This is a genomic window from Parvibaculum sedimenti, assembly GCF_009184905.1.
GTDB classification, from domain to species: domain Bacteria; phylum Pseudomonadota; class Alphaproteobacteria; order Parvibaculales; family Parvibaculaceae; genus Parvibaculum; species Parvibaculum sedimenti.
Genome location: NZ_WESC01000013.1, coordinates 85,717 through 104,680 on the forward strand (window position 1 = coordinate 85,717; position 18,964 = coordinate 104,680).

Below are 18,964 nucleotides of genomic sequence, written 5' to 3' on the forward strand. Positions count from 1 at the left end.
ATCATCCGGCCAGTTCCAGCACGCTTTCTCTTCGCGTCGCAACCGCGTGAAGCTCGCGATCCGGCGTCGAGAATTTCCGCCGAGCGACATCCCATTCGACGAGCCAGGCCGCGCCGCCCTCTGCGCCGCGGCAACGCTCCAGCGTCGCCTTCCAGCGCGGCCTGCCGACTAGCTCCATAGAGTGACCTTCGAAACGCAGGCCCGGCGAACCGGGCGCGGCGGCAATGCGCCAGCGCGTGGCGGCAGCACTGGCGCCCGCGCTCTGATACCCCGTCAGAAGCAGGGCCGGTGCGCCACCCTCTTCCGCCGCGAGCTGCAAGCGTCGCGTCGCTGTAAGGTCAAACGCGCGCGCACCCGCATCTATCTCTCCGACGACGGCCGCGAAGGCACCGAGCCGCAGCGCCTCTTCCAGCGTCCATAGAAGTTCCACATCGCGGGGCGGCGTAACAAGGACGAGCCGCGCGGGATCGAGGCCGAAAGCCGCAAGACCTGGCCCATAAAGCCCGCCGACATCGAAAGGCGCGTGATTTCCCTCGCACCAGAGAACAGGCGCCATGGGCGAGGCTTCCGCAAAGCATGCGACCAACGCCGTCGCGAAGCCCATCGTCGCCGCCATGTCGCCATAGGTTGCGGCGGCCACCTCATGCAACGCATCGCGCCTGAGCCCCCCCATCGGCAGTGCATCTTCGATCGACGCCGCGCCCAGCGAAATCATGCGCGCGGAGCTTTCCCTCTTCGCCGTATCGAAAGAAGCGATGCGGGCGCGCAACTCGGCAATGGGCCCGGCGGCCGGTCCGGACATGGCAATGCCCCTTATGTTTGTTCTTGTTATGTTCTATTCGCCAATCAGCATCGAGTCAACCAGCCTCCCCGCCTAGCGCATGTGCGATTTCAGCCGGATCGCCTCGCCATCGACGACAAAATTGCCGAAGCCATGATGATGGATCGTCTTCGGCCGCTTCTGATCGGGATCGATCCAGGCCTTTACCACTTCGAGGATGAACATGTTGTAGCGGTTCACCTCGCGCGTATCGCTGACGCGGCATTCGAGATTGGCGAAGCATTCCTTGATGAGCGGCGCGCCGACACTCCTCGCCTGCACCGACGTCAGGCCGAAACTCTCGAACTTGTCGATGCTGCGGCCCGACGAATTGCCAACCTCCACCACTTTCGATGCGAGCTTGCGCGCAGGAATGGCGATCACGCATTCCTTCGTCGCCCTGAGCGCCTCGAAACTGTAATTGGCGCCGCTGACGACGCAAGCGACAAGCGGCGGCTCGAACTCGACCATCATATGCCAGGACATCGTCATCACATTGGCGCGCCCCTTGCGCGCCGTCGTGAGCATGACCACGGGTCCCGGTTCGAGTAGTTGATAGACCTTGGATAAGGGTAGATCCTTCATGGCAATCACCCCGAAACGAAGACCTATCCCTCCGCGACGCCCCAATAGTTGAAGCCGGCGATGCGCGGCGTCGAGGGGAGATACATGGTCTGGAGATCAGCGATCCTGAAGCCGCCGCGCTCGACAAGTTCAGGAATATGCCGGTTGAGATTGCAGCCGCCGAAGAGTACGCGCCAGATCGGATTGACGCGATTCTGCCACTTCAGCACATCGGCATCGGGCGCTGCGCCATGCTCGCAGAAGACGAGCTTGCCGCCCGGCTTCAGCACGCGGCGCATGCCTTCGAGCGCCTTCACAGGATCCGGGATCGTGCAAAGGCTGAAAGTCACCAGCACCGTATCGACGCTCCTGTCGTCGAGCGGGATCATTTCACCCGGCAGCCCGACAAACTCGACCGGAAACGGCAGATCCTTCGCGCGCTCGCCCGCGAGCTTCCACGAGGCTTCGGAGGGATCGAGACCGATCACCTTCTTCACCTTGGCGGGATCGTAATAAGGGAGATTGAGTCCCGTGCCGATGCCGATTTCCAGCACCGTCCCCTCCGCCAAAGGCACCACCTTCTTGCGCTGATAGCGGATCGGCTTCGAACCACAGGCGCAGTTGATGACGTGCGGAACGACGTGTTTCTCGTAAAAACCCATGACGCGCTCTCCCATTCTTGTTTTCAGGGATTATGAGCGCGGGCGCCGCTCAGCGCCACTCGGAAACGCCGAAGCGCAGGAGGCGGTTGCCATCTATAGGGCCGAGGGTGCGGCCACGCCCCTTGAGGGCAAGGGCAGCGGCCCGGAGCAGACGCTTTTCGCGGAGCAGGCTCGCGCGCTTCATGCCACCGGACAGCGCGTCCCAGATCGTCTCCGGCGCGAGCAATCCAGTATTGCCGGCGAGAGGCCGTCCCTCGACCGCGCGGGCGACCAGAGGATCGGCAATCCGCTCCTTGCAGCGCGGCATCCCCGGCACCGTCATTCCGTCCGCCATATAGGCGGCGGCGAGCGAGGCAAGCGCGGCACTTTTCGCCTGAAGAACAACGCGGTCGGCAACGCCGGATGTCGGGAAATGCGCCTGCGCGCCGGAAAGTGCCACCCCTCCCGACCGCCCCTCGCCCAGCATGCGCAGGAATTCGCCGGTCACAAGCGGCAACGAGAGGTCAGCAGGCAGAACCGCTCCACCCTCGACATGAAAGGAAAGCGCATCGCCGAGCGAGACAACGACAGTGTCACAAGATCCAGCATTCCTCATCGCCTCGGCAACTACATCACAGACAGCGCCCGGCAGTGCGACGAGCAGCGGCGGCAGATCCGACGGCTGCGCCGTGGGAACAGCCTGCGTCATCGCACGCATCGCATCAGATGCCAGCCGTCCCGCATGACCACGCGGCAGGAGATCGAGCGAGCCTCCAGCGTTCGCGATGAGCTCTGCATCCACCATCAGCGTTGCGGCAACCTCGCGGGCGGCATCGAATCCCGCGTCGAGCGCCGCATACGCTCCCTCGCCGGTAATGGCGAAGCGCAACAGGCCCGGCCAGAGCTCAAAGCTCTTTTCCAGATATATCTCGGTCTTGAGCATGGCCCGTTTTCGCAAGGACACCTCCCCCTGTCCAGAAGCGAAGGCGTCACTCGACGACGTTCACCGGCTGATCTGTCTGCAAAACGGACTGCTGGCGGAAGCGCTTCACATAAGTCTGCCGGATTTCGGCAATCGCCTTGGCGGTCGCGGCGGTTTCCGGATGGACGATGATAACGATCCGCGACGGCTCGGACATGACCTTCGCCGACTGTCCCTTGGGATCGCGCCACTGCCCCGTGCCGCTCAGGACAGTGAGCCCATCGGGAAAGCGCGGCGTCACTGTCTCGGCGAGAAAGCGCATCCATTGCCGCTCACCGACGCGGCCGCCGCCGGGTATCCCCAATCCGAAATAGAGCTTGGTCTCGATCGCGGCGGAACCGGCAAAGGCGGGGCCGGCAAGAACGAGCAGAAAAAAGATGACAACGAACCGCTGCATGCGAATTCATCCCTGCCCCTGCTCGACCTTTTTCTTGAACCAGGCGATCGCAAAGGCGGCGCCCGGCCAGAGATAACTGACGCCCATGAGCGGCCGAAAGATGTGCGACGGGATGTCGAACTTGAGGACGAAGGACGTCATCACAATCACAAGCGAGACGATGCTGATTGCGAAGGCGAGATAGCTGAGGCGGAGCGCGGTTTGGTAGGTCATAATGAAATTATGCCATGCCTCGGCGCACTCCGCATCATTTGCGATCCGTCAAAACATCAGGCGACGCCGAGCTTCTTCTGAAGGCTGGTCGACGACGTCGTGTACTGGAAGGTGATCTTCGCATCCGGATTGACGATGCGCGCCGCCGCCTGCGCCATCAGAGCCACCTCGTGAAACCCCGACAGGATGAGCTTCAGCTTGCCCGGATAGGTGTTGATGTCGCCGACGGCGAAGATGCCGGGCGCATTGGTCGCGAACTTCTCGGTATCGACCGGAATGAGGTTCTCATGCAGGTTGAGGCCCCAGTTCGCGATCGGGCCGAGCTTCATGGTGAGGCCGAAGAAGGGCAGCAGCGTGTCGCAGGCGACATCGAACTCGGCATTGTCATTGCCCTTGATCGTCACGCCTTCGAGCTGACCATTGGCGCCATGCAGCTTCGTGACCTGGCCGAGATGGAACTTCATCTTCTCTTCCTGCACGAGACGATGCATCTCGTTGACGGAAGCGGGCGCGGCACGGAAACCGTCGCGGCGATGGATGAGCTGCATCGACGCGGCGATGGGCTGGAGATTGATCGTCCAGTCGAGCGCACTGTCGCCGCCGCCGGAGATCAGAACGTTCTTGCCGCGGAAGGTTTCCATCTTCTTCACGGCATAGAAGACAGACTTGCCTTCATATTCCTCGATGCCGGGAATGGGCGGACGCTTCGGCTGGAAGCTGCCGCCACCCGCCGCGATGACGATAACCTTGGCGTGGAAGGTAATGCCGCCGTCGGTCTTCACGAGCCAGCTGCCATCTTCCTGGCGCTCAACCTGTTCGACCTGTTCGTTGAAATGGAACTGCGGATTGAAGGGCGCCGCCTGCTCCATCAGCCGGTCGGTAAGTTCCTGACCGGTGACGAGCGGAAGGCCCGGAATGTCGTAGATCGGCTTTTCGGGATAGAGCTCGGCGCACTGCCCGCCCGGACGGTCCAGAATGTCGACGAGATGAACCTTGAGGTCGAGAAGGCCAAGCTCGAAAACCGCGAAGAGGCCCACGGGGCCCGCGCCGATAATGACTACGTCTGTCGTGATCGTTTCTTCAGCCATCTCTGTCACCACTGATCCACCAGGGAATTAACAACAATTATATTGTGTTATATTTTATATTTCACACCAAGAGCGGCTTATATAGGTCTCCGCGGCGGCCACGCCAAGCAAAAACTGCAACGCCAAGCCCACTGCCGGCGCCGTATGGTTTTTCATGAAATTCCAAAAATTTCACGGGTGACAAGCCGCCCTCACGAACTATGTTGCACCGCATCGCAGGTGTGAGGATAAAGCGCGACGCGGGCGCGGAGAGCAACATGGTCAAGTGTCACACGATGGCGGAAGTTCGGCGCGAGATCGACCGGATCGACCGGGATCTGGCTAAGCTTCTGGCTGAACGGCAGGGCTATATCGAGCAGGCCGGGCAGATCAAGGGCGAGCGCAGCGCGGTCCGCGACGAGGCCCGCATCGAGGACGTCGTCCAGAAGGCGCTCGCCGCCGCGACACAGCACGGCCTCTCCCCCGCGATTGCCGAGCCGGTGTGGCGGCTCCTCATCGAGAAGTCGATCGAGCACGAGTTCACGGTCTTCGATGCGAAGACGCAAAAGAGCGCTGGCTTCGATGCGAAGACGCAAAAGAGTGCTGGCTTCGACGCGAAGACGCGCGAAGCCGGCAAATAACAAAAAAGCGAAAAAAGCCCGTCAGAACTGCTTTTCAGGCGTCGTGACGATGAGGCCGTCGAGCGCGTCCGTCACCTTGATCTGGCAGGACAGGCGCGAGTTCTCGCGGACGTCGAAGGCGAAGTCGAGCATGTCTTCTTCCATGCTCTCGGGCTTGCCGACCTTATCCACCCATGCCGGATCGACATAGACATGGCAGGTCGCGCAGGCGCAGGCGCCGCCGCAATCGGCATCGATGCCGGGGATCATGTTCTTGATCGCGGCTTCCATGACGGTCATGCCGTTCTCGACGTCGACGGGGTGTTCCTTGCCGTCATGTTCCTTGAAGATGATCTTGGTCATGTCTGATGCCGGATTCTTTAATAGTTATAGGGACTTGGACGTGACGACGCGCAGCCCGAAGGCAAGCGTGACGTGGTGAGGTAGCATGCGGTTTTGGCGAGGTAAAGTGCGGTTTTGACGCGGTAAAGCAGAGGCAAAACGCGCCCCTGACCGAAATCGCGATTCACTTCTTCGCCGAAGCGTCATGGGGCTCTTCGCCGAAGCGTCATGGGGCTAGCATAGGCTTACCGGAATCAGCCGAAAAACAATCCCCGGAGCCCCGCCCCATGCCCTCGCCCGCCGCCCCGCTGAACATCCTCTTCATCACGGCCGACCAGTGGCGCGGCGAATGCCTGTCGACGCTCGGCCACCCGACGGTGAAGACACCGAACCTCGACGCGCTGGCGGCCGAAGGCGTCCTCTTCAACCGGCACTATGCGAACGCCGTTCCCTGCGGCCCCTCGCGCGCGTCGCTGCACACGGGCATGTACCTCCAGAACCACCGCTCCGGCACCAACGGCACGCCGCTCGACGCCCGCCACACCAACTGGGCGAAGGAAGTTGCCCGCGCCGGCTACGATCCCGTCCTCTTCGGCTATACCGACACGAGCCAGGACCCGCGCGAGGAAGACCCGGAAAGTCCGTGGCTGCGAACCTATGAGGGCCCCCTCCCCGGCATCCGCCCGGTCTGCATGATGGGCACATGGCCGACGCCGTGGACGGACGATCTGGCGGCCAAGGGCTTCGAGGTGCCGGAAGACATCCGCCTCGCTTACGGCAAGCGCGAACCCGGCCCGGATTATGAGGACGGCGCGGCGACGCCGAAACCTCTCGTCTATCCGGCGGAGGAAGACGACACGGCCTTCCTCGTCAACCGGCTGATGGACTACATGGGCAGCACCACGAAGCCATTCGTCGCGCATCTCTCGCTCTTGCGCCCGCACCCGCCCTTCGTCGCGCCGGAACCCTGGAACGAGATGTACGACCCGGAGGACGTCCCGGGCTTTACCCGCGCCGCGACGCCCGACGAGGAAGGCGCGCAGCACCCCTGGCTCGCGCATCAGCTTTCGCGCCGCCTCTTCCGCGCCTCGTCGAACGAGAAGAAGCTCCGCCGCATGAAGGCGGTCTATTACGGCCTCATGTCCCGCGTCGATGCGGAGATCGGCCGCCTCGTCGCCTTCCTGAAGGAAAGTGGCTTGTGGGACCGCACGCTGATCGTCTTCACCTCGGATCATGGCGAGCAGATGGGCGACCACTGGCTCCTCGGCAAATGCGGCTATTTCGATGCGTCCTACCGCATCCCGCTCATCATCCGCGACCCGCGCGAAAAGGCCAACGTGACGCGCGGAAACATCGTCACGCGCTTCAGCGAGAATGTGGACATCATGCCCACCATGCTCGACGCGCTCGGCCTCGAAACGCCGGTGCAATGCGACGGCAAACCGCTGACGCCTTTCCTCGAAGGCCGCGAGGGATATGAGATGGGCGCCTCCGCGCCCGGGAAGTGGCGCGACGCCGCCCATTGGGAATTCGACTTCCGCGACCCTGCCGACGACGCGGCGGAACGTGCGCTCGACCTCACGCTTCATCAGTGCACGATGAACATCATCCGCGACGAGAAGTTCAAATATGTCCACTTCACGTCCCTGCCGCCGCTCCTCTTCGACCTCGAAAAGGACCCGCAGGAATTCGTGAACCGCGCGAACGATCCCGCCTATCTCCCCGTGGTGCTGCACTACGCCCAGAAGATGCTTTCATGGCGCATGAACCATGACGAACAGACGCTGACGCATATTTCAATAACGGATGAAGGGCCCGTAGTGAGGGCGGCGGATAGGTGGTGAGGAACTCATCCTCCCTTTAAGGCATGGATGGCCCGCATAAAGCGGACCATGACGGACAGAATCAATAATCGTCATGGCCCGGCTTGTCCGGGCCATCCACGTCTTAGATGATAAGCATATGAAGGGCGGTTGGGTTTACATCATGACGAATGGGCCGGATGGCACGCTTTATGTTGGCGTGACGTCCGATATCGTACGGCGCGCGTGGGAGCACCGCGAGGGCATCTTCGAGGGGTTCACGAAGCGATACGGATTGAAGCGTCTCATTTATATGGAACGGCACGACGACATAGAGAGCGCCATTCAGCGGGAGAGCCGGCTCAAAAAATGGCCGCGCGCCTGGAAGGTGCGGCTCATTCACGGAGTCAATCCCGACTGGGATGATCTTTACGAGACGCTGCAGGGGTGAAGACGTGGATGGCCCGGACAAGCCGGGCCATGACGGTTTGGCGAGATGATGTTTTCCGCGCACTAGCGCACTCCCCGCCAACCGTGCATCATCCGGGGACGGATAGGATTTCGATAGACTGTGCGGGGGCGCATGAGCGAGGGGTTGGTTTGGGGAATTATCTTTGCTTTGTCGACGCTTGGCGGGATCGGGGGGATGATCCTGCTGCATCGCTCCGCGCTCAACGAGGCACTGACGCGAGCCAACCGAGACAAGGTCGATGAGATCGAACGGCTGAAGGACGTCGCCAACAAGGCGTCCGAGGCTGCGACGGCGGAACTTCAGGCGGCGGCAACTCGGCTTGCCGCGGCGAATAAAGCCACAGGTGCGATGCGAACGGCGCTGGAAGATCAGATTCAGGCGCTTGAAGGAAACGTGAAGTCGCTTGAGAGCGAGGTTCGGGCGACGCATGACAATTTGAGCGCGAAGGAAGGCGAGCTTCGGCCTTATCTTGCCAAGGAGCGAGGCTTACGCGACAGGCTCGATGCAATGAAGGCAACCTGGCTCGATGCGGCGGCGAGCGAGCAGGCTTGTCACCAGTTGCTGTAGCGCAATCTTTGGGTGCTCTACCCCGATTACGTGGTGGAAGAGCAATTCCTTTCGAACCGTGGGGTGCTCAGCGCCTTCGAAAACCATTTCGGCCAGAACCGCGAGAACTGGGTCAGCGTCGAAAACGCGGACCAGCCTTGGCGGATGCGCGTGGGTGGCACGTCGCGGCCTGACCTCTGTGGACCGGCCATATCGACTGCAAGCTTCGACAAGCCGGACGACGTCTATCTCATCATCGAGTTGAAGCGTCCAAACGTGACGATCTGCTGGGATCATATTGAGCAGGCACATGCCTATGCGTTGAGCCTGATGCTGAATGTCGGCGGGGACCTGCGGAACAGGCGGATCGACTGTCTGGTCATTGGCGGCTCGCTCAGCGACGACGTCAACGACGCACATTTGCGCTGGGGCAAGGAGGCGCATCATGCGATCCGCATCTTCCCAATGACCTATGCGCAGCTCCACGATCGCGCCTGCCGGATCGCGGCGCCTTTCCTCGACGGCGTATTCGCGGATGCGGAGACTGCCGTTCCGCCTATAGCGCAGTTGGAGGCGGCTGCCGAGGTGGCTGCGGCTTGAAGGTCTGGGGTAACGAAGACGTGGATGGCCCCGACAAACGGGCAATGACGGGAGACACATGAACGTGAAGTGGCAGATGAGCAAGCCCCTACGCTATATACTCGCAGCCCTTATCTGCGGGCTCTTTCTCTTTCGAGCCTATTATCTCGAAGGACTCGAGGCCTTCGTTATCCTGCTTGCCATCTTCGGTGCATTCGGCATCTGGACCGCCTACAGAGCCTATCGCGGGATTCAGCCCCAGGAATTCCCGAGTTTCAGCCGTGCCGAAAAAATTAGAATCTGGGGCGTCGGCGCGCCGGCCTTGATTCTCTGGCTGGTCGTGCATTCGGTCCCGACCTGGAGGACGCCTCTGATCGATTTCCCCACCGCGGTCCTGCTGCTGGCAGCTGTTTTCTATTTGCGGCCACTGCGACGAAAGCTGCAAGACGCGATGAAGCCCCAGCCAAAGCAAGACGACGACTAGAACAAGTCACTCTGGCGCAAGACAGGGAAGAGAGCCCCGGCATTCACCGGCGCAGTCATGGATGGCCCGGACGAGCCGGGCCATGACGAAAAAGTAATGATTGGAGCTGCACCGCTCCTTCCGGCAGCTTCGTCTCTAACAAAATGGGCCGGAAGACAAATCCTGCCGCCGTGGTAGTCTCCCGGCAAATAGCCTTCCAGGAGTGAGAAATGGCGATGAAGACGATCGGGCGCGGTGTGGCGGTGGTGGCTCTGGCTTGCGCGGTGGCGCTGCCGGCGGCGGCGGCCAATATCAAGGCGCGCTTCGGCAACACCATGCTGGGGACGCGGCCCGACGGCACGGTGCTGAAGCTCTACTACAACAAGGACCACAGCTTTTCGGGCGAGATCAAGGTGCCGGGCCGCGAGGGCACCTTCGTGACCAAGGGCGTGTGGCGGCTGGACGGCAAGAACCTCTGCGTGACGCCGGAAGGTCCGGACGGGCAGAAGGGCGCAGAAAGCTGCACCCTGCTCAAGGGCGACAAGGTGGGCGACACCTGGAAGACGACCGTTCAGGGCACGGATGGAAAGCCCGTCGAGCAGACGGTGAAGATCGTCAAGGGGCGCTGATCCACGAGAGGATCAGGCCTGCAACGACCGCGCCGAAAAAGCCCGACGCACCGCTAAGCACCGTGCCCCATGCCAGATCAACCAGCGTGAGGCTTGCGGGCCAGCGGGCCAGCGTCGCCTGATTGGTGAGGTCGTAGGTCGCATAGGAGCAGAAGCCGAAAAAGGCGCCGTAAACAAGCGCCGGAAGGGCCCGGCCACCCGCGAGAGCAGGCGCGACGGCGAAAACGACGATCCCCGAAATGAAGATCAGATAAAAAATGATGGCGGGCGCGGGGCGAAAACCCTGCTCCAGCATCAGCTCGCCGAGAGCGCGGCGGTAGAAGCCTTGCATGGTGGACAGCCAGAAGGCGTCCAGTGCGACGAAGACGAGCGCGGTAGAAGCCCAGGCGATGATGTGGCGCTGCATGGGGTGTCCTCCAGGGTTTGCTTCGGGCTTGATACGCGGGGCACGAGGCAGGGGATCATCGCCCCGCCCGCACGATAAAGCAGGCGCTCGGGAGCGCATTCATGGCATAAGGATTTCACAGGAAAATCGGCCGGGGATGGACTGAAGGGTGACGGAGAGCGCCGAAGTCGAATGCGTGGTGGTGGGCGCGGGCGCCGTGGGGCTGGCGGTCGCGCGGGCGCTGGCACGGGCGGGCCGCGAGGTCGTGGTGCTGGAACGGGCGGACGCCATCGGCTCCGGGATCTCGGCGCGGAACAGCGAAGTCATTCATGGCGGCATCTACTACCCGGCGGGCAGCCTGAAGGCGCGGCTCTGCGTCGAGGGGCGGCGGATGCTTTACGACTATCTCGAGCGGCACGGCCTTGCGCACAGGCGTTGCGGCAAGCTCATCGTGGCGAACGGCACCGCGCAGGAGGCGGAGCTTGAACGGCTGGCCGAACGGGGCCGCGAGAACGGCGTCGAGGGCCTCGCCGCGCTGACATCCGCGCAGGCCCGGGCGCTGGAGCCGGCGCTGCGCTGCACGGCGGCGCTCGCCTCTCCTGAAACCGGCATTCTGGACGCGCATGGCTTCATGCTGAGCCTTCGGGGCGAGATCGAGGATGCGGGCGGCGCGATTGCGCTTGCGAGCCCGCTCGTCGGGGCGGAAGCCGAGGCGGAGGGTTTCACGCTTCATGTGGGCGGCGCGGCGCCGATGCGGCTTCGGGCGCGGATGCTCGTCAACAGCGCAGGGCTTTCGGCCCCTGCCGTGGCGGCGCGGATCGAGGGGCTTGGGGTCAAGCATGTGCCGCAGGCGCATTATGCCAAGGGCAATTATTTCTCGCTGGCGGGGGCGACGCCCTTCTCGCACCTCATCTATCCGATACCCGAGGCGGCGGGGCTCGGCGTGCATCTGACGCTCGACCTTGGCGGGCAGGCGCGCTTCGGCCCCGACGTCGAATGGATCGACCCGCCATCCATCGACGAGATCGACTATGCCGTCGATGCGCGGCGGGGCGATGGCTTCTATGCCGCGATCCGCTCCTATTGGCCTGCCCTGCCCGACGGCGCCTTGCTGCCGGCCTATGCGGGCGTGCGGCCAAAGCTCGCCGGACCCAACGCGCCCGCCAGCGACTTTGTCATCTCGGGGCCGGAGACGCATGGTATGCTCGGTCTCGTCAATCTTTTCGGCATCGAAAGCCCCGGCCTCACAGCCTCGCTCGCCATCGCGAACGACGTGGCAAAGCGCCTGATGGAGGCCGCATGAGCGCCATTGCCACCCGCGCCGCACAGATCACACACCGCCTCTGGCGCATGGCGCTTTATCGCTATGCCGCCTTCCGCCGCGATCTCAGAAGCCATGAGGGCTGGCTGATCCTGCTCTGCGCACCGCTCGGCGCGGCGGTGGGCGTCGGCGTCTTCGCGGTGCGCGAGACGGTCTATACGCTGCACGACATCAATTTCAGGCTCGCAGCCGGAAGCTATCTCTCCGCGCAGACGCATATCGACACGCTGCGGCTGGCGCTGGTGCCGGCGGGCCTCGGGCTCGGCTTCGGCCTCCTCGCCTATTTCATCCGCAAGCGGCGCTCGGCGGACATCACCGACCCCGTGGAGGCCAATGCGCTTTTCGGCGGGCGCATGTCGATGCCGGACTCGATCCGCCTCACCGTGGCGACGATGATTTCCAACGCGGCGGGGGCATCGGTCGGCATGGAGGCCGGCTATACGCAAATGGGCGCGGCGCTCTTTTCATGGATCGGGCAATATTTCCGCCTGCGCCGCGACGACGCGCGCATCTTCGTGACGGCGGGCGCGGGAGCGGCGATCGCCTCCGCCTTCAACGCGCCGCTGGCGGGCGCCTTCTACGGCTTCGAACTGGTGCTTGGAAACTACGCGCCGCGCGCGCTCGCGCCGGTCGCCATAGCGGCGCTGGCGGGCACGCTGGTGGTACGCATACTGGGCGGCGAGGAGCCGCTTTTCGCCGTGACGATCGGGTTTCACTTCACGCCCATCTATTACGTGCTCTTCGCCATCATCGGCGTGGGCGCGGCGGGCTTCGCCATCCTCACCATGCGGGCGGTGACCTGGGCGGAATGGCTGCTCAGATGGGCGCCGATCTGGGCGCGGCCCGCGGTTGGCGGCGCGATTCTGACTGCGCTCGCGCTTTTCTCGCCGCAGGTTCTCGGCTCCGGCCATGGCGCGATCCAGTACCAGCTCGAACATGAGCGCAGCTTCGTCGCCATCGCCGCGCTCCTCCTTGGCAAGCTCGTCGCCTCGGCGATTTCGCTCGGCGCGGGCTTTCGCGGCGGCATGTTCTCCTCCTCGCTGTTCCTCGGCGTCCTTTTCGGCGGCGCCTGCATCGCGGCGATGAGCCTCATCGCGCCCGAGCTTGCGAATCAGGACATCGCCTTCATGCTGGTCGGCATGGGCGCAGCGGGCGCGGCGATCATCGGCGCGCCGGTGACCATGGTGCTGCTCGTCCTCGAAGGCACGGGCAACTTCCCGATCACCATGGGCGTGCTGGTCGCGGTCGTCACGGCGTCGACCATCGTGCGGCTCACCTTCGGCTATTCCTTCTCGACCTGGCGCTTCCACCTGCGCGGCGTGCCGATCAAGAGCGCGGAAGATGTGGGCTGGATCGCGGACCTCACCGTCGGACGGCTGATGCGCGCCGACCCGCGCACCGTTCCCATCAACACGCCCCTGATGACGCTGAGGCAGAAAGTGCCGCTCGGCGCCGCGGCGCATGTTTTCGCGGTGGACGATCAGGGGCGCTATCGCGGCATGGTGGAAATGGCCACCGCCCACGACCCGGACCTCACCGTCGCGGCGCCGGGCCTCGTCGCGGGCGACCTCGTGGAGGGGCGCGGCTACTACCTGCTGCGCAACGAAAACCTCCGCGTGGCGATGAAGCGCTTCGAGACGTCGGAACTCGAGGCCTTGCCGGTGCTCGACAGCATCGAGGACCGGCGCGTTGTCGGCTACCTCACCGAAGCCTACGCGCTGCGCCGCTACGCCGTGGAACTGGAGCGCCAGCGCGGCAGCGGCGCGGCGGAAATCTTCCCGCTGGCGCCGACGAAGAATGTTTGAGGGCGCGCGGCCCATGGCGATCAGGAGCTTCAGCTTCACCGCCATGGCGTCCCCCTGCTTCCTGCACTTCGAGGCGGAAAACGACCTCGTCGCGGAGGTCGCGGCAAGCGACGCGATGGACGAGGTCCGGCGGATCGAACAGCGCTATTCACGCTACCGCCCGGAGAGCGAGCTTTCGCGCATCAATGCGGTGGCGAAGGACGGCGGCGAAACGGAGGTCGATGCGGAGACGGCGGCGCTTCTCGACTTCGCCTTTGCGGCCTATGAGAAAAGCGGCGGGCTTTTCGACATCACCTCGGGACTTCTCCGCAAGGCGTGGAATTTCGACGTCGCCGCCCTGCCCGCGCCCGGAACGATCGCCCCGCTGCTCGCGCGTATCGGCCTCGATCATGTGCGCTGGCAAAACCCCGTCATCGGCTTCGCGCGGCCCGGCATGGAACTCGATTTCGGCGGCATCGGAAAGGAATATGCGGTCGACCGCGCGGTCGAGGTGTTGCGCAGCTACGGCATCGCGCATGGGCTCGTCGATCTCGGCGGCGATATCGGCGTTACGGGGCCGCAGCCCGACGGCGCGCCCTGGCGCATCGGCATCGGCCATCCGCGCGAAACCGACGGCATCCTCGCCCATGTGCCGCTCGCCTCGGGCGGACTTGCCGGGAGCGGCGATTATGAACGCTTCATAGAGGTCGGGGGACGGCGCTATTGCCACATCCTCGATCCGGGGACCGGCATGTCCGCGCAAGGCTTGCAGGCGGTGAGCGTGATCGCGAAGACCTGCCTCGCGGCAGGCGCCATCGCCACGACGGCGATGCTCAAGGGACGCGAGGGGCCCGCATGGCTCGCCACGCTCGGCCTGCCGCATCTTTATGTCGACGAGACCGGCGCAGTGGGGGGCACGCTCGCCCCCGTCACCAGCCGATAGCGAAGGCGCGGCCTCAGGCGCTGAGCGCGCTGGTGCCGGCGGAAGCCGTCTGGCTCGGATCGGCGCGCAGGCTCACCATCAGCTGCTTCATGGTGCTGACGAAATCCGACTTCGAGACGCTGCCCGAGCCGCTCGGATCGAGCTGCGACCAGATCGCATCGGCGCCCTGCTTCTGAAAGACCGACGGCGGATTGTTGGTCTGGAAGGCGGTGTCGAACTGCGACTGATCGATCGATCCGCTGCCGGATGTGTCGATCGAGTCGAACAGATTGCTCATCTTCTGCTGCGGCGGCATTTTCGCGCTGGCGCGCGATGTCGCGAAGGACTGGTTTGCGCCCGATACGGCTGCGACGGACATTCAGTTATCTCCATTTCGTTCATGTGCGGGTAACCCTATGAGCGGGAGGGTAAAGCGCCCCTTAACCACGCCGCCGAAACGCATCGCATGGAGAAGATGTAAGAATACGGACAGGAGGCGTTCACGATGCCACTCGCGCCGACCGGGAACGCCCGCCCCGCCCCGCTCAGGCGGTCGCCGGACGCCGCGCCGCGTTCCACTCGCGCAAGGCGAGATAGAAGAGCGGCCCGAAAGAGCCGAGCGCGAAGGTCATGAGGATGAAGGGCCAGACGACCGCCCCGCGTTCGCGCGCGTCGCTGTACATCCAGACGCAGACGAGCACGCCCATGATGACGAGATCGAAGAAAATCTGCGTGCCCGCCATATCCCTGAAGGACGACAGGAAAATACCGGAATAGCCGACATCCATCAGCGCGAGCGCGGTGAGCGCACCGAAAGCGGCGATGACGGCAATGAGAGCGATGAAACGGCCAGACATGGGAACCTCCTCTTTCGTGTCCGCCGGCAGGATGGGCCCCGCCTCGGCCGCGCCGCAATTACCTCGAAGGTCATTGAATGGCCGCGCGGCGCAAAAGATAATCGCCGGAACGAGGGAGTTTCGATCATGCCGCTATCGACCCTGACCGGGCCCGAAACCGGGGAGCGCGGCTTCCCGCAGCTGCTCAGAACATGGCGGCAGAAGCGCCGCCTCTCGCAGCTCGACCTCGCCTTGTCGGCGGGCGTCTCGCAGCGGCATCTGAGCTATCTGGAATCCGGCCGGGCAAAGCCCAGCCGCAACATGATCCTGCAACTGAGTGAAACGCTCGAAGTCCCCTTGCGCGAACGCAACGACTGGCTCACCGCCGCGGGCTTCGCGCCCGCCTTCAGGGCCCGCCCGCTCGACGATCCGCAAATGGCGCAGGTCATGGGCGCGGTCAGGATGATGCTCGCGAACCACGAGCCCTTCCCCGCCGTCGCGCTCGACCGCGCCTGGAACATCCGCATGTCGAACGCGCCTTTCGACATGCTCGCCGCCATGATCGGCGCCGATGTCTGGGCGCGCGTCGGCGGCGCGGAACGCAACCTCATGCGGCTTTTCTTTCATCCGGGCGGCATCAGACCCTTTGTCGAAAACTGGTCCTCCGTCGCGCCGCTTCTCTGGCACCGCGCGCAACGCGAGGCGGAGGCGCTCGGCGGACAGGAAATGAAAGAGGTGCTTTCGGAACTCGGCCAGTATCAGGACGACGAAACGCTCTGGGCGGCGGAAGACGCGGCCCTCGTCCCCGTGCTGCCGCTGGTCATCGCCAAGGACGGCGCCCGCATCTCGCTCTTCACGGTGATCGCCACCTTCGGCACCGCGCAGGACGTCACCGCGGACGAGCTACGCATCGAAAGCCTGTTCCCGGCAGATGAGGCGACGGAGATGTTGTTTCGGGAAGCGGCGGGGACTTGAGCGACGAAGCACTAAAACTCGTCACCCGCCGATGCTCGATAGTAACGAGGACCGGCGCGTCGTCACGTACGCCGTCCCGCGGCCCGCCTCCAGCACCGGCCATACGGCGCGATACGCGCGAAAGCGGCAACCTCCGCAACCAGCGCCTAGGGATGGCCCAAGCGAACCTCGTCACATAAGTTCGACTACGGAATTAAAGGTATGACGGAGGTGCAAAGAAAAGACATCTCTATTCTATGCGCTTATCAACGGCTGCGAACAATCGTTGAACAACATCAGATTCACCTTCATACTCCGCCAAATTGGAGTGGAGAAACCAATGTCCGAGCAGAGCACCGATGCGTTGGTAAAGCCCGATATGAAGTCGGTGCTTTCTAGAACTCATCTTTCCGATGATCTTCATGGCTTTTTGTTGCCAATCTTTGAAGCGATCTCCAACGCCATGGATGGAATCGAAAGTCGCTTTGGCGACAGCGCAAATAAAAAGGGTCATATAAAAATCTGCTTCACCGACACAAACGACCCGACGAAAATAATGGTGAGCATCACGGACAATGGCATTGGGCTTACTGATGAAAATTACAATTCATTTAAAACGCCGTTTAGCGGTTACAAGCTTAAGCAGAACGGTCGTGGATTCGGTCGGTTTATCGCGTTTAAAGTTTTTTCCAGAGTTCTCTATTCCAGTCGACACGAATTTTTTGCGAGCACGAACGTCAGAACCTTTCGGTTCGATATTGATCAGGAAAGAGAATTTATTTTCTTTGATGGAGAGCCGGACTTTGATGGCCCCGGCTTGCGCGTAGAATACGACCAGCCACTTTTAAACTGGTATGATTTAATTAGGACGCTAAAGCCCGACGAAGTGCTAGACGAGATTGGCCGACACTTCTTACCTTATTTTTTATACAAATGGCTTCCAGCAATTAGCATTCAATTTGACGGCTTGTCTCCAGAAGACATCACCAGTCACTTTAAGAATGTATTTGTTCAATACGACACCGGCACGTTTAATTGCGAGATTGACGGCGCCGAAGAGATTCTTACTTATGCGCTGACAAAAATCCCGAAGAGCAGATTGTTCAAGAACCACTGCCTACTTCTTTCGGCAGCAGACAGGATCGTCGGATTTCCTCGCGACCTTTCAAATAAGATCGGCGAACCTCATTTCGCCGGCGAAAACAATGAGAAATATATTGTTATTGCTGTCGTTCGGGGCGATGCATTCGAGAAACGACTGAACGACGCTCGAACCAGTATAAACTTACCCCCCAAGGCAATTGAAACGATTGTCTCTTTGGTTAGCGATATGATCCAACATAAAGAGCATGATCAGATTGCCAAAATTAAATCGGAACAGTCTGTGGAGCTCGGGGACGCTTTGCGGGAAAATCCAATTCTCCGCTTAGGCCTGCGGGGAAAGACCCTCAAAGATTACGTCGCTACAAAGCCCAATAATTGGAAGGCAGAACAGTTCGTCTCCGATTTAGCCATCGAGCGTTTTCGAGCCTCCCACGACCTTACCAAACAGATTACCGCTGCTGCTAACAACGCAGAGGATTACGCAAGTAAAATTAGAAGCCTTGTGGAGAAAGTCGATGAAGGAAAAAAAGAGGCCCTTGCGGAGTACGTAATCCACCGAAAAAATATTATTTCTCTTGTTGAATCAGCAAGGAGGTATGGCTCCTCGGGCAAGCACGCCTCTGAAGACACCATACATGAGCTTGTATTCAGAAGATTCAGCGACAACGTCGTAACAGAATACTTCGAGCACAACCTCTGGCTTATCGACGATACACTCGCTTTCCTCCCGTATGTTTCGAGCGACCGCACTCTCCACGGCCGAGGCCGCAAGCTCGGGGACAAGATTGGTGACCTGGCTTTTTTTGACGACAGCATGGTACTTGGAGATAATGATGGGACCACAATCACAATTGTGGAATTCAAAAGGCCTAGTCGAGACGATTATAGTTTTGGCAACATCAAGACCGATCCTGTCTTACAAGTCATTGAGACGCTTGATCAGGCGACACACTCCGGCGGCATTTCCAAAACGGATGGCACGCACTTCTCGTTTACAGGTACCGTGCGAAGATTTGCCTTCATCATCGCAGACCACAAACCAACTCTAGTGAAAGTACTAAAAAGTCACGACTTTCGAAATGATTGGAATCCAAAAATATACGTTCGGTATAGAGACAATGAACAGATTTTTATTCAAGCTTTTGGGTATGACACTCTCATAGAGAATGCCAAGAAGCGCAATCAAGCATTTTTCTCGGTTTTGTTCGGCGAGTAACCTTCAGCGCGCGTAACGCCATCACCGGAATGATACCGTTCCACGTCCTATTTTACGCGCTCCCGCCTCCCTGTCCCCCACTCCAGCAGCATATCGAGCGTCGAGCACAGCGCTTCTCCTCATTCCGTGAGCCGATATTCGACCTCCGGCAGAGCCTCCGGGTGAGCCCGTGCGCCGCGCGCCGCCAGCACTCAAAGCCTGTACAAAAACCCCGGCCCGGCGAATTCCGTAAGCGGTGTTTTGCCCCCACATTACCTCTGGCGTCGTGATCTGCGATCACCTTTTGATGGAAGATTGCAGGGAGT

Annotated in this window: 23 protein-coding genes; 12 read left to right on the forward strand and 11 right to left on the reverse strand. The window is 61.7% G+C overall.

The window, feature by feature from the left end:
- Position 1: 1 nt before the first annotated feature.
- The 7 genes from F2P47_RS14030 to F2P47_RS14060 form a co-directional block, all read right to left on the reverse strand.
- Positions 2 to 802, reverse strand: a complete 801-nt coding sequence (locus tag F2P47_RS14030) for an ImuA family protein (RefSeq protein ID WP_152217006.1) — start codon at positions 800 to 802, stop codon at positions 2 to 4.
- Positions 803 to 874: 72 nt separating this feature from the next.
- Complete coding sequence (locus tag F2P47_RS14035) at positions 875 to 1,405, reverse strand: flavin reductase family protein (protein WP_152217007.1); 531 nt, start codon at positions 1,403 to 1,405, stop codon at positions 875 to 877.
- 23 nt (positions 1,406 to 1,428) lie between these two features.
- The gene (locus F2P47_RS14040; RefSeq protein WP_152217008.1) at positions 1,429 to 2,046 is read right to left on the reverse strand and encodes a class I SAM-dependent methyltransferase; all 618 of its coding nucleotides are present in this window, start codon (positions 2,044 to 2,046) and stop codon (positions 1,429 to 1,431) included.
- 49 nt (positions 2,047 to 2,095) lie between these two features.
- Positions 2,096 to 2,983, reverse strand: a complete 888-nt coding sequence (locus F2P47_RS14045; RefSeq protein WP_152217009.1) for a hypothetical protein — start codon at positions 2,981 to 2,983, stop codon at positions 2,096 to 2,098.
- A gap of 31 nt (positions 2,984 to 3,014) precedes the next feature.
- Positions 3,015 to 3,404, reverse strand: coding sequence for a DUF3574 domain-containing protein (locus F2P47_RS14050; protein WP_152217010.1), 390 nt, complete (start codon positions 3,402 to 3,404; stop codon positions 3,015 to 3,017).
- Positions 3,405 to 3,410: 6 nt separating this feature from the next.
- Positions 3,411 to 3,617: a hypothetical protein gene (locus F2P47_RS14055; RefSeq protein WP_152217011.1), complete on the reverse strand. Its 207-nt coding sequence runs from the start codon at positions 3,615 to 3,617 to the stop codon at positions 3,411 to 3,413.
- A 56-nt stretch (positions 3,618 to 3,673) separates the two neighbouring features.
- Positions 3,674 to 4,705, reverse strand: a complete 1,032-nt coding sequence (locus tag F2P47_RS14060) for an NAD(P)/FAD-dependent oxidoreductase (RefSeq protein WP_152217012.1) — start codon at positions 4,703 to 4,705, stop codon at positions 3,674 to 3,676.
- Positions 4,706 to 4,962: 257 nt separating this feature from the next.
- Here F2P47_RS14060 and F2P47_RS14065 point away from each other — a divergent pair, with 257 nt between their 5' ends.
- Positions 4,963 to 5,325, forward strand: a complete 363-nt coding sequence (locus F2P47_RS14065) for a chorismate mutase (RefSeq protein ID WP_152217013.1) — start codon at positions 4,963 to 4,965, stop codon at positions 5,323 to 5,325.
- A 21-nt stretch (positions 5,326 to 5,346) separates the two neighbouring features.
- Here the strand turns inward: F2P47_RS14065 and F2P47_RS14070 are convergent, their stop codons facing one another.
- Complete coding sequence (locus tag F2P47_RS14070; protein WP_152217014.1) at positions 5,347 to 5,667, reverse strand: 2Fe-2S iron-sulfur cluster-binding protein; 321 nt, start codon at positions 5,665 to 5,667, stop codon at positions 5,347 to 5,349.
- Positions 5,668 to 5,933: 266 nt separating this feature from the next.
- On the opposite strand from F2P47_RS14070, the gene F2P47_RS14075 reads away from it, so the two are divergent.
- From F2P47_RS14075 to F2P47_RS14100, 6 genes are all read left to right on the forward strand, one after another.
- Entirely contained in the window at positions 5,934 to 7,490 is a 1,557-nt protein-coding gene (locus F2P47_RS14075) for an alkaline phosphatase family protein (protein ID WP_152217015.1), read from the forward strand.
- Positions 7,491 to 7,608: 118 nt separating this feature from the next.
- A complete protein-coding gene (locus F2P47_RS14080; protein ID WP_246176906.1) occupies positions 7,609 to 7,899 on the forward strand; it encodes a GIY-YIG nuclease family protein in 291 nt (96 codons plus the stop codon).
- Positions 7,900 to 8,094: 195 nt separating this feature from the next.
- Positions 8,095 to 8,487 carry a hypothetical protein gene (locus F2P47_RS14085; RefSeq protein ID WP_152217017.1) on the forward strand — a complete coding sequence of 131 codons (393 nt, stop codon included), beginning with the start codon at positions 8,095 to 8,097 and terminating at the stop codon, positions 8,485 to 8,487.
- 12 nt (positions 8,488 to 8,499) lie between these two features.
- Complete coding sequence (locus F2P47_RS14090; protein WP_152217018.1) at positions 8,500 to 9,066, forward strand: hypothetical protein; 567 nt, start codon at positions 8,500 to 8,502, stop codon at positions 9,064 to 9,066.
- A gap of 58 nt (positions 9,067 to 9,124) precedes the next feature.
- Positions 9,125 to 9,529: a hypothetical protein gene (locus F2P47_RS14095; RefSeq protein WP_152217019.1), complete on the forward strand. Its 405-nt coding sequence runs from the start codon at positions 9,125 to 9,127 to the stop codon at positions 9,527 to 9,529.
- 209 nt (positions 9,530 to 9,738) lie between these two features.
- Positions 9,739 to 10,137 (forward strand): hypothetical protein, encoded by a 399-nt coding sequence (locus F2P47_RS14100; protein WP_152217020.1) that lies wholly within the window; start codon positions 9,739 to 9,741, stop codon positions 10,135 to 10,137.
- Here F2P47_RS14100 and F2P47_RS14105 read toward each other — a convergent pair.
- Positions 10,124 to 10,543: a DUF2177 family protein gene (locus tag F2P47_RS14105; RefSeq protein WP_152217021.1), complete on the reverse strand. Its 420-nt coding sequence runs from the start codon at positions 10,541 to 10,543 to the stop codon at positions 10,124 to 10,126. The genes F2P47_RS14100 and F2P47_RS14105 overlap by 14 nt on opposite strands.
- A 148-nt stretch (positions 10,544 to 10,691) precedes the next feature.
- Between F2P47_RS14105 and F2P47_RS14110 the strand changes: the two genes are divergently transcribed.
- The 3 genes from F2P47_RS14110 to F2P47_RS14120 are packed head-to-tail and all read left to right on the forward strand — an operon-like array spanning position 10,692 to position 14,570.
- Positions 10,692 to 11,825, forward strand: a complete 1,134-nt coding sequence (locus F2P47_RS14110; protein WP_152217022.1) for an NAD(P)/FAD-dependent oxidoreductase — start codon at positions 10,692 to 10,694, stop codon at positions 11,823 to 11,825.
- On the forward strand, positions 11,822 to 13,648 hold the full coding sequence (locus F2P47_RS14115) for a chloride channel protein (protein ID WP_152217023.1): 1,827 nt from the start codon (positions 11,822 to 11,824) through the stop codon (positions 13,646 to 13,648). Before F2P47_RS14110 ends, F2P47_RS14115 begins: the two co-directional genes overlap by 4 nt.
- 13 nt (positions 13,649 to 13,661) lie before the next feature.
- Positions 13,662 to 14,570 carry an FAD:protein FMN transferase gene (locus F2P47_RS14120; protein WP_152217024.1) on the forward strand — a complete coding sequence of 303 codons (909 nt, stop codon included), beginning with the start codon at positions 13,662 to 13,664 and terminating at the stop codon, positions 14,568 to 14,570.
- 13 nt (positions 14,571 to 14,583) lie between these two features.
- Here F2P47_RS14120 and F2P47_RS14125 read toward each other — a convergent pair whose 3' ends face one another.
- Together F2P47_RS14125 and F2P47_RS14130 are read right to left on the reverse strand one after the other, a co-directional pair.
- On the reverse strand, positions 14,584 to 14,928 hold the full coding sequence (locus F2P47_RS14125; RefSeq protein ID WP_152217025.1) for an EF-hand domain-containing protein: 345 nt from the start codon (positions 14,926 to 14,928) through the stop codon (positions 14,584 to 14,586).
- Positions 14,929 to 15,094: 166 nt separating this feature from the next.
- Positions 15,095 to 15,406, reverse strand: a complete 312-nt coding sequence (locus F2P47_RS14130; protein ID WP_152217026.1) for a DUF2834 domain-containing protein — start codon at positions 15,404 to 15,406, stop codon at positions 15,095 to 15,097.
- 126 nt (positions 15,407 to 15,532) lie between these two features.
- Between F2P47_RS14130 and F2P47_RS14135 the strand changes: the two genes are divergently transcribed.
- Positions 15,533 to 16,360, forward strand: coding sequence for a helix-turn-helix domain-containing protein (locus F2P47_RS14135; protein ID WP_152217027.1), 828 nt, complete (start codon positions 15,533 to 15,535; stop codon positions 16,358 to 16,360).
- Between the two features lie 319 nt (positions 16,361 to 16,679).
- Entirely contained in the window at positions 16,680 to 18,659 is a 1,980-nt protein-coding gene (locus F2P47_RS14140) for an ATP-binding protein (protein ID WP_152217028.1), read from the forward strand.
- Positions 18,660 to 18,964: the final 305 nt, after the last annotated feature.

Bases quoted from the DNA above. Each gene is read 5' to 3' on its own strand.
- F2P47_RS14105 (WP_152217021.1), bottom strand. From the start codon at position 10,543: ATGCAGCGCCACATCATCGCCTGGGCTTCTACCGCGCTCGTCTTCGTC.
- F2P47_RS14070 (WP_152217014.1), bottom strand. From the start codon at position 5,667: ATGACCAAGATCATCTTCAAGGAACATGACGGCAAGGAACACCCCGTC.
- F2P47_RS14115 (WP_152217023.1), top strand. From the start codon at position 11,822: ATGAGCGCCATTGCCACCCGCGCCGCACAGATCACACACCGCCTCTGG.
- F2P47_RS14060 (WP_152217012.1), bottom strand. From the start codon at position 4,705: ATGGCTGAAGAAACGATCACGACAGACGTAGTCATTATCGGCGCGGGC.
- F2P47_RS14050 (WP_152217010.1), bottom strand. From the start codon at position 3,404: ATGCAGCGGTTCGTTGTCATCTTTTTTCTGCTCGTTCTTGCCGGCCCC.
- F2P47_RS14130 (WP_152217026.1), bottom strand. From the start codon at position 15,406: ATGTCTGGCCGTTTCATCGCTCTCATTGCCGTCATCGCCGCTTTCGGT.
- F2P47_RS14030 (WP_152217006.1), bottom strand. From the start codon at position 802: ATGTCCGGACCGGCCGCCGGGCCCATTGCCGAGTTGCGCGCCCGCATC.
- F2P47_RS14100 (WP_152217020.1), top strand. From the start codon at position 9,739: ATGGCGATGAAGACGATCGGGCGCGGTGTGGCGGTGGTGGCTCTGGCT.
- F2P47_RS14085 (WP_152217017.1), top strand. From the start codon at position 8,095: ATGATCCTGCTGCATCGCTCCGCGCTCAACGAGGCACTGACGCGAGCC.
- F2P47_RS14065 (WP_152217013.1), top strand. From the start codon at position 4,963: ATGGTCAAGTGTCACACGATGGCGGAAGTTCGGCGCGAGATCGACCGG.
- F2P47_RS14125 (WP_152217025.1), bottom strand. From the start codon at position 14,928: ATGTCCGTCGCAGCCGTATCGGGCGCAAACCAGTCCTTCGCGACATCG.
- F2P47_RS14080 (WP_246176906.1), top strand. From the start codon at position 7,609: ATGAAGGGCGGTTGGGTTTACATCATGACGAATGGGCCGGATGGCACG.
- F2P47_RS14120 (WP_152217024.1), top strand. From the start codon at position 13,662: ATGGCGATCAGGAGCTTCAGCTTCACCGCCATGGCGTCCCCCTGCTTC.
- F2P47_RS14040 (WP_152217008.1), bottom strand. From the start codon at position 2,046: ATGGGTTTTTACGAGAAACACGTCGTTCCGCACGTCATCAACTGCGCC.
- F2P47_RS14140 (WP_152217028.1), top strand. From the start codon at position 16,680: ATGTCCGAGCAGAGCACCGATGCGTTGGTAAAGCCCGATATGAAGTCG.
- F2P47_RS14095 (WP_152217019.1), top strand. From the start codon at position 9,125: ATGAACGTGAAGTGGCAGATGAGCAAGCCCCTACGCTATATACTCGCA.
- F2P47_RS14055 (WP_152217011.1), bottom strand. From the start codon at position 3,617: ATGACCTACCAAACCGCGCTCCGCCTCAGCTATCTCGCCTTCGCAATC.
- F2P47_RS14075 (WP_152217015.1), top strand. From the start codon at position 5,934: ATGCCCTCGCCCGCCGCCCCGCTGAACATCCTCTTCATCACGGCCGAC.
- F2P47_RS14135 (WP_152217027.1), top strand. From the start codon at position 15,533: ATGCCGCTATCGACCCTGACCGGGCCCGAAACCGGGGAGCGCGGCTTC.
- F2P47_RS14035 (WP_152217007.1), bottom strand. From the start codon at position 1,405: ATGAAGGATCTACCCTTATCCAAGGTCTATCAACTACTCGAACCGGGA.